Raw genomic sequence first — 7,023 nt, forward strand, 5'->3', positions numbered from 1 at the left:
TCCCCCCTCGGTTTGGTCTCGGCGAAGTCTATGGCTGGCCTTTGCGTCGTCTACGGTCGCACGTGGCTCGGTGTGAGCCGGATCATATTAACTCAGAACAAGTTCACCATGTCAATGAACAGTACGTCTTTATCCGAACCGTTAATTCGCCAGGTCAGAAGCACTTGTCACGTGTCAAACTGACACACGTTCTACCTGGTGATTCCCCCCAATCAACCAGCCTTTTACGGCTATTGCTCCATCAGTGCGCCAGCCGAGAAATTGTGCTCAGGATCACGGCCAGCAAAGTAATCCTGCAGCGTCGAACTCAACTGTGCGGGGTCCCAAGCGACGCCGTCGGCGCTGAATTTCCGCTCCACGGTCGGCGCGGCGACCAATGTCACCTGTGGACCGTAGACGATGAACACCTGACCGTTCACCTCGGCGGCCGCCGGGGACGACAGGAACTTCACCAGACTGACCACATGCTCGGGCGACAACGGGTCGACGCCGCCCGCTTCCACGTCGGGGGCGTCCCCGAACACGTCGGCGGTCATCGCGGTGCGCGCGCGGGGGCAGATGGCGTTGGCGCACACCCCGTAGCGGCCCAGCGCCCGTGCGGCCGTGAGGGTGAGCGAGATGATGCCCGCCTTGGCGGCGCCGTAGTTCGCCTGCCCGACCGGACCGACCAGGCCGGCCTCCGACGCGGTGTTGACGATGCGCCCGAAGATCTGGCCGCCGGCGTCCTTGGCCTTGGAGCGCCAGTAGGTCGCCGCGTTGCGGGTCAACAGGAAGTGCCCACGCAGGTGCACGGCGATGACGAGATCCCACTCCTCGTCGGACATGTTGAACAGCATCCGGTCGCGAGTGATGCCGGCGTTGTTGACCACGATGTCGAGGCCACCCAGCGAGTCGGCCTGAGCAACCAGTTCGTCCGCGGTCGCGCGTTCGCTGATATCGCCGGCCACCGCGACGGCCTTCGAGCCGGCGGAGTTGATTTCGTCGATGACGTCGGAGGCGTCCAACGCCGCGGCGATGTCGTTGACGACGACGGTCGCGCCCTGACGCGCCAGTCCGAGCGCCTCGGCGCGTCCCAAGCCCGCGGCCGCACCGGTCACCACCGCGACCTTTCCGGAGAGATCGGTCGCGTTCGTGCTGCTAGTCAATTTATGAATACCTCTAGTTTCGGGTTACGCGCTCTGGGCTCGGATTAGTCGCCGCGCAGAAGTGCCGCGCGCGGGCATTCGGCGATCGCCTGCTCGGCCAGTTGCTCCTGATCGGCGGGAATCGGGTCGAGCTTCACCACGGCATAGTCCTCGTCGTCCAGGTCGAAGATATCTGGCGCAATTCCCAAGCACACCGCGTTACCTTCGCACCGGTCACGGTCCACGATCACCCGCACAGCACCCTCCTAGAACCTGGCCTTCACCTGAAAACACGCCTCATCGGTATGTAGGTCCACCATAGGGCCCCGACACCTCTGGCGAAACGGTCGCTGGATTCCCAGACTAGAACGTGTTACAACCGGGGAGACGAACGGGTAGCCGTTGGTCGAGCTGCAGCCTGTGACGAGGCTTGTTACTCCGAACGTCGTGAACCTCAAGGACGGCCGAAATGCGTATCAGTTACACCCCGGAACAAGAGGAGCTGCGTCGCGAGCTGCGGTCGTACTTCACCGAGCTGATGACCCCCGAGCGCCGGGAGGCGCTGACCTCTTCAGGGGGCGGCGAGGTCGGCACCGGCACGGCGTACCGCGACACCGTCGCGCAGATGGGCAAGGACGGGTGGCTCACCCTGAACTGGCCCAAGGAATACGGCGGCCAGGACCGCTCCCCGATGGACTCGCTGATCTTCACCGACGAGGCCGCCATCGCCGGTGTGCCGGTGCCGTTCCTGACCATCAACAGCGTGGCGCCGACGATCATGGCATTCGGCACCGAGGAACAGAAGAAGTTCTTCCTGCCCAAGATCGCCGCCGGTGAACTGCACTTCTCCATCGGCTACTCCGAGCCCGGCGCCGGCACCGACCTGGCCAACCTGCGCACCACGGCGGTGCGCGACGGTGACGACTACGTCATCAACGGCCAGAAGATGTGGACCAGCTTGATCGCCTACGCGGACTGGGTGTGGCTGGCGGTGCGCACCAACCCCGAGGCCAAGAAGCACCGCGGCATCTCGATGCTGACCGTGCCGACGACCGCCGAGGGGTTCTCCTGGACGCCCGTGCACACCATGGCCGGCGTGGACACCAGCGCCACCTACTACTCCGATGTGCGCGTCCCGGTGACCAACCTGGTCGGCGAGGAGAACGGCGGCTGGAAACTGGTGACCAACCAGCTCAACCACGAGCGGGTCGCGCTGGTCTCGCCGCAACCGATCTTCCTGGCCCTGCGCGAGGTTCGCGAATGGGCGCAGAACACCAAGGACGCCGGCGGCGCGCGGCTGATCGACTCGGAATGGGTGCAGATCAACCTGGCCCGCGTGCACGCCAAGGCCGAAGTGCTCAAGCTGATCAACTGGGAACTCGCCTCGGCGACAGACGAAGCGCTGTCACCCGCCGACGCGTCGGCGGCCAAGGTGTACGGCACCGAGCTGGCCACCGAGGCCTACCGGCTACTGATGGAGGTGCTGGGTACCGCCGCGACGGTGCGCCAGAATTCGCCGGGGTCGTTGCTGCGCGGCCGGGTCGAACGGATGCACCGGGCCTGCCTGATCCTGACGTTCGGCGGCGGCACCAACGAAGTGCAGCGCGACATCATCGGCATGGTCGCCCTCGGCCTGCCCCGGAACCGCTGAGCCGCTACGTAATAGAAGGACGGACGTTCATGGATTTCACCACCACCGAAGCGGCGAACGACCTCGGCAACCTGGTCGACACCATCGTGGACTCGGTATGCACCCCCGAACACCAGCGGGAGCTCGACGGGCTCGATCAGCGGTTCGACCGCGACCTGTGGCGCAAGCTGATCGACGCCGGCATCCTGTCCAGCGCCTCGGCTTCATCGCTGGGCGGCGACGGCTTCGGCGCGCTCGAGCAGATCGCGATCCTGGTCGCGCTGGGGCACCAGCTGGCGGCGGTGCCCTACCTGGAGTCGGTGGTGCTGGGCGCCGGAGCGCTGGCCCGGTTCGCTTCCGAAGAGCTGCAACAAAGTTGGGGCGTGCCCGCGGTCAACGGTGAGAAGACGCTGGCCGTCGCCCTCGACGGCGAGATGGGCGAAGGCCCCGTGCAGGCCGCCGGCGCCGGCGGCGGGTACCGGCTGACCGGAACCCGCACCCAGGTCGGCTTCGGCCCGGTGGCCGATGCGTTCCTGGTGCCTGCCGAAACGGATTCCGGCACTGCGGTTTTCCTGGTCGCCGCCGACGACCCCGGCGTCACGGTGACCGCACTGGAAACCACAGGCCTGGGCAGCATCGGACACCTGGCGCTGGATGGGACCCAGGTGGACGAGGGCCGCAAGGTCGGCGGAGCCGAGGTCGTGACGTGGCTCGGCACGCTGGGCACCTTGGGCCGCAGCGCTTTCCAGCTCGGGGTGCTCGAGCGGGGTCTGCAGATGACGGCCGAATACGCGCGCGAGCGTGAGCAGTTCGATCGCCCGATCGGCAGCTTCCAGGCGGTGTCGCAGCGACTGGCCGACGGCTACATCGACGTCAAGGGGTTGCGGCTCACGCTCACCCAGGCGGCCTGGCGGGTCTCGGAGGACATTCCGGCCGAAATCGACGTCGCCAGTGCGGCCTTCTGGGCGGCGGACGCCGGTCATCGGGTGGCGCACACCATCGTCCACGTGCACGGCGGCGTCGGCGTCGACACCGATCACCCCGCGCACCGCTACTTCCTGGCCGCCAAGGAGACCGAGTTCGCCCTGGGCGGCGCGACGGGGCAGCTGCGCCGGATCGGCCGGGAGCTGGCCGAGACGCCCGCTTAGGCGCAATGGATCTCACCGACGACCTGACGGTCACCAAGCTGCTGGCGCCGCTGACCGAGATCGACGACCGGGGTATCTACTTCGAGGACTCGTTCACGAGTTGGCGCGATCACCTGCAGCACGGTGCCGCCATCGCCGCGGCGTTGCGGGCGCGGCTAGACCCCGGCCGGCCGCCGCATGTCGGCGTGCTGCTGGAGAACACCCCGTTCTTCTCGGCGATGCTGGCGGCGGCGGGAATGTCGGGGATCGTGCCGGTGGGCCTCAACCCGGTGCGCCGCGGCGAGGCCCTGCAACGCGACATCGCAAGGGCCGACTGCCAACTGGTGCTGGCCGACTCGAAGTCGGCCGAGACGCTGGGCGACATCGAGCACCTGAACGCCGACTCGCCCGAGTGGGCCGACGAGATCGCCGCGCATCGCGACGCGCCGATGTCTTTTCAGAACGCCTCGCCGGCGGATCTTTTCATGTTGATCTTCACGTCGGGCACCAGCGGCGAGCCCAAGGCGGTCAAGTGCAGCCACGGCAAGGTCGCGATCGCGGGCGTGACGATGTCACAGCGCTTCGCCCTCGGCCGCGACGACGTCTGCTATGTGTCGATGCCTTTGTTTCATTCCAACGCGGTGCTGGTCGGCTGGGCGGTCGCGGCGGCCTGCGAGGGCTCGATGGCGTTGCGGCGCAAGTTCTCCGCCTCGAACTTCATCGTCGACGTGCGTCGCTACGGCGCCACCTACGCGAATTACGTGGGCAAGCCGCTGTCGTACGTGCTCGCCACGCCCGAGCGCCCCGACGATGCGGACAACCCGCTGCGCGCGGTCTACGGCAACGAGGGCGTGCCCGATGACATCGAGCGCTTCGGGCGCAGATTCGGGTGCATCGTGCAGGACGGATTCGGCTCCACCGAAGGCGGCGTGGCCATCGCGCGCACGCCCGATACGCCGGCGGGTTCACTGGGCCCGCTTCCCGACGGCATCGACGTCATCGACCCCGACACCGGCGCGTCCTGCCCGCCGGGCGTGGTCGGCGAACTGGTCAACACCGCGGGGCCGGGCCGTTTCGAGGGTTACTACAACGACGAGGCGGCCGAGGCCGAGCGGATGGCCGGCGGGGTGTACCACAGCGGTGATCTCGCCTACCGCGACGACGCCGGCTACGCGTACTTCGCTGGGCGGCTGGGCGATTGGATGCGGGTCGACGGCGAAAACCTGGGCGCGGCCCCGATCGAACGGGTGTTGCTGCGCCACCCCGATATCGCCGAGGTCGCCGTATACCCGGTGCCGGACGCGATAGTCGGCGACCAGGTGATGGCTGCGGTGGTGATGGCGCCGGGCACCGAGTTCGACGACGGGAAGTTCCGCGCCTTCCTGGCCGAGCAGCCGGACCTGGGCCCCAAACAGTGGCCATCGTACGTGCGCATCAGCACCGAACTCCCGCGGACGGTGACGTTCAAAGTGCTGAAGCGACAGCTGGCCGCCCAGGGCGTCGACTGCGGCGACCCGGTGTGGAAGATCCACCGGTAACGCCCCGGAGCGGGCGTTGCCGCCCGATGCGTCGTCCTGGCAGTAAACTCAGCGGTTGATGAAAATCCGCGAAGTGATCGCCGGCTCGACCCTGCTTGGGTCGCTGGGCGCCGCCGCGCTCGGCCTGGGCACCGGTTTCGCCGCGGCGGAGCCGCCCCCGCCGCCTCCGCTGCCGCCCCCGCCGCCGCTGGTGTGGTCACCGCCGGAACCCGAACACTGGGAAGCTCCCCCGCCGGAGCAAGGTCTGCCGCTGCCGCCGCTCCCGCCACCGCCGGGCTGACGACCTTGCCCCGCAGAGGAATGCGGGGCCGCAATGAAAATGCCGCAAAGACAAGGAGACGCGATGGTGGATGCGCCGGTCGCCCACCTCGGCGTCATCCACGCCGATAGCGAAAGCAGCGCATGACCGCACGGCCTCTCGAACTCGCGCTGGAAGCCAGCTTCGACCAGCTCGCCACCACGGCGCCGGCGAACGTCGGCGTCGCGATCGCCCGGCCGGACAGGACCTTCTCGCTGGGCAGCTGGTGGTCGGGCGTGGCATGGTCGACGATCAAGGTCCCCCTGGCGGTAGCGGCGCTGCGCAACGATTGGCTGGGCTCGCGCGATCTGGTGGTGAAGGCCATCACCGAATCCGATAATCGCGCCTCCGAACAGTTGTGGTCGCAACTGGGCGAGCCGATGGACGCGGCGCGGCGGGTCCAGGGCGTGGTGGCCGAAGGCGGTGACACCGCGACGGTGGTCGAATCGCGGCGGCTTCGCCGTGGCTTCACCGCTTTCGGCCAAACCCAGTGGAGCCTGCAGCGCCAGGCGCGGTTCGCCGCGGAGCTGTCGACCATCCCCGACGCCGTGGAAGTGATCGACCTGATGCAACGGCTGGTCGCCGGCGACCAGTGGGGCCTGGCCGCCAAAGGCCATGCCGCCAAAGGCGGTTGGGGCCCGGGCGTGCATGGTGGTTACCTGGTCCGCCAGTTCGGCATCGTTCCCACCCCATCCGGCCAATGGGGTGTGGCGCTGGCGGCGGACGCGGACGACGGCGCGTTCGAAACGGGCGTCGACGTGGTCAATACGATGACGGACTGGCTGCTGAGCCGGCTGCCGACCCTAGCCCGTTATTGACGGCACCACCGCGTCGATCAGATGCGGCCCGGGTTCGGCGAAGGCGGCGCGCAGCGCGTCGGCCAGTTCCTCGGCGGTGGCGACGCGCCGCGCGGGCACTCCCATGCCCTCGCTGATCTTCACGAAATCCATTGTGGGGTCTGATAAATCGAGCAGCGCCAGCGATTCGGGTCCGGGCGCGGACCCGGCGCCGACGCGTTGCAGCTCAATTCGGAGGATGTCGTAGGCGCTGTTGTTGTACAGCACGGTGGTCACGTTGAGGTTCTCGCGGGCCTGGGTCCACAATCCCGAAATCGTGTACATCGCCGAGCCATCGGATTCCAGACACAGCACCGGACGGTGCGGGGCGGCCACCGCGGCGCCCACCGCGGCCGGGATGCCGTAGCCGATCGCCCCGCCGGTCAGGGTCAGCCAGTCGTGCGCCGGCGCGCCGGCGGTCGCCCCCGCAAGCAACACACCGGAGGTGTTCGACTCGTCGACCACGATCG

Annotated in this window: 8 protein-coding genes; 5 read left to right on the plus strand and 3 right to left on the minus strand. The window is 67.9% G+C overall.

Going from position 1 to position 7,023, the window contains the following annotated elements; all coding sequences use genetic code 11:
* Window positions 1–230: 230 nt before the first annotated feature.
* Window positions 231–1,145: a 3-oxoacyl-ACP reductase gene (locus A5732_RS23395; RefSeq protein ID WP_064951959.1), complete on the minus strand. Its 915-nt coding sequence runs from the start codon at window positions 1,143–1,145 to the stop codon at window positions 231–233.
* A gap of 44 nt (window positions 1,146–1,189) precedes the next feature.
* Window positions 1,190–1,381: a ferredoxin gene (locus A5732_RS23400; RefSeq protein WP_064951960.1), complete on the minus strand. Its 192-nt coding sequence runs from the start codon at window positions 1,379–1,381 to the stop codon at window positions 1,190–1,192.
* Window positions 1,382–1,593: 212 nt separating this feature from the next.
* On the opposite strand from A5732_RS23400, the gene A5732_RS23405 reads away from it, so the two are divergent.
* The 5 genes from A5732_RS23405 to A5732_RS23425 all read left to right on the plus strand — a co-directional run bounded on the left by A5732_RS23405 (window position 1,594) and on the right by A5732_RS23425 (window position 6,535).
* Window positions 1,594–2,775 (plus strand): acyl-CoA dehydrogenase, encoded by a 1,182-nt coding sequence (locus A5732_RS23405; RefSeq protein WP_064951961.1) that lies wholly within the window; start codon window positions 1,594–1,596, stop codon window positions 2,773–2,775.
* 29 nt (window positions 2,776–2,804) lie between these two features.
* Window positions 2,805–3,902: an acyl-CoA dehydrogenase family protein gene (locus A5732_RS23410; RefSeq protein WP_076103432.1), complete on the plus strand. Its 1,098-nt coding sequence runs from the start codon at window positions 2,805–2,807 to the stop codon at window positions 3,900–3,902.
* Between the two features lie 5 nt (window positions 3,903–3,907).
* On the plus strand, window positions 3,908–5,419 hold the full coding sequence (gene fadD17, locus A5732_RS23415; protein WP_076103433.1) for a long-chain-fatty-acid--CoA ligase FadD17: 1,512 nt from the start codon (window positions 3,908–3,910) through the stop codon (window positions 5,417–5,419).
* 58 nt (window positions 5,420–5,477) lie between these two features.
* Window positions 5,478–5,699, plus strand: coding sequence for a hypothetical protein (locus A5732_RS23420; RefSeq protein ID WP_076055067.1), 222 nt, complete (start codon window positions 5,478–5,480; stop codon window positions 5,697–5,699).
* A gap of 122 nt (window positions 5,700–5,821) precedes the next feature.
* A complete protein-coding gene (locus A5732_RS23425) occupies window positions 5,822–6,535 on the plus strand; it encodes a hypothetical protein (protein WP_076055065.1) in 714 nt (237 codons plus the stop codon).
* Here the strand turns inward: A5732_RS23425 and A5732_RS23430 are convergent.
* Window positions 6,521–7,023: thiamine pyrophosphate-dependent enzyme (locus tag A5732_RS23430; RefSeq protein ID WP_253189110.1), on the minus strand; the 503-nt coding region annotated here is incomplete at its 5' end. The two genes, A5732_RS23425 and A5732_RS23430, sit on opposite strands and share 15 nt — an antisense overlap.

Source organism: Mycobacterium colombiense (assembly GCF_001953985.1).
GTDB lineage: Bacteria > Actinomycetota > Actinomycetes > Mycobacteriales > Mycobacteriaceae > Mycobacterium > Mycobacterium colombiense_B.

Excerpts from the sequence above, each read along its gene's own strand:
- A5732_RS23425 (WP_076055065.1), top strand. The coding sequence starts at position 5,822 with ATGACCGCACGGCCTCTCGAACTCGCGCTGGAAGCCAGCTTCGACCAG.
- A5732_RS23420 (WP_076055067.1), top strand. The coding sequence starts at position 5,478 with ATGAAAATCCGCGAAGTGATCGCCGGCTCGACCCTGCTTGGGTCGCTG.
- A5732_RS23405 (WP_064951961.1), top strand. The coding sequence starts at position 1,594 with ATGCGTATCAGTTACACCCCGGAACAAGAGGAGCTGCGTCGCGAGCTG.
- A5732_RS23410 (WP_076103432.1), top strand. The coding sequence starts at position 2,805 with ATGGATTTCACCACCACCGAAGCGGCGAACGACCTCGGCAACCTGGTC.
- fadD17 (WP_076103433.1), top strand. The coding sequence starts at position 3,908 with ATGGATCTCACCGACGACCTGACGGTCACCAAGCTGCTGGCGCCGCTG.